Origin of the sequence: Enterobacter cloacae complex sp. IR5412 (assembly GCF_049237385.1) — a bacterium.
Lineage (GTDB): Bacteria > Pseudomonadota > Gammaproteobacteria > Enterobacterales > Enterobacteriaceae > Enterobacter > Enterobacter intestinihominis.
The window spans coordinates 391,639-392,588 of record NZ_JBMKHQ010000004.1 but is presented as its reverse complement, the minus strand read 5'-3'; the positions used below and the strand labels follow the sequence as shown (position 1 = coordinate 392,588).

At 56.6% G+C, this 950-nt stretch carries 1 protein-coding gene; it reads left to right on the top strand.

Going from position 1 to position 950, the window contains the following annotated elements; all coding sequences use genetic code 11:
- Nucleotides 1-236 precede the first annotated feature (236 nt).
- Nucleotides 237-950 (top strand): alpha amylase N-terminal ig-like domain-containing protein (locus ACOTX2_RS10545; protein WP_421625913.1); only part of this gene is annotated, 714 nt, incomplete at its 3' end.

Below are 950 nucleotides of genomic sequence, written 5' to 3'. Positions count from 1 at the left end.
CAGCCGGACCAGGGCATCGCTGACAGCCCTCAGTCATTTAGAAAGCAACTTTATTGCTTCTGCATAAAAAAATTACTGGGGATCCCTCAGCCCCGTGGGAGAGGGTTAGGGTGAGGGCATCAGGCCGCACTGATGCCTCCTCCCCCGTCCTCCTCCCCCAATAAATCCCATCATGGTGAGCTATCCTTAACAACCCTGTGGCAAGGTGACGTCAATTTCATCAAAGGGGATTCGTGATGTTAAACGCCTGGCACCTTCCGGTTGCCCCATTTGTTAAGCAAAACAAAGACAACCTTGTGATTACGCTCTGGCTGGCAGGGGAAAATCAGCCTGAACGTGTGACCCTGCGCGCCGAAGTGGATAACGAAGAGACATCGCTGAAAATGCACAAGGTGCGCAGCCAGCCTCAGCCGGGTATTACGGCGTGGCGGGCGAATATCGATTTGCGCAGCGGACAGCCGCGTCGCCGCTACGGCTTCAAGCTGCTGTGGAACAACCGCCAGCTGTGGTTTACCCCGCAGGGCTTCAGCCGTTTCCCTCCGGCCAGGCTGGAGCAGTTTGCCGTGGATCACCCGGATAACGGCCCGCAGTGGGTTAACGATCAGGTCTTTTACCAGATTTTCCCGGACCGCTTTGCGCGCAGTGAAAAGCGCACCGCCGACCAGGACAAGGTTTATTACCATCATGCGGTCGGTCACGACATCATTCTGAAAAAATGGGACGAGCCGCTGACCGCCCAGGCGGGGGGATCGACCTTTTACGGCGGCGATCTCGACGGTATCAGCGAAAAACTGCCATACCTGAAAAAGCTCGGCGTGACGGCGCTGTACCTGAACCCGGTGTTTAAAGCGCCAAGCGTTCACAAATACGATACGCAGGACTACCGCCACGTTGACGAGCAGTTTGGCGGTGACGAGGCGCTGCTGCGGCTGCGCCACAACACGCAAAAA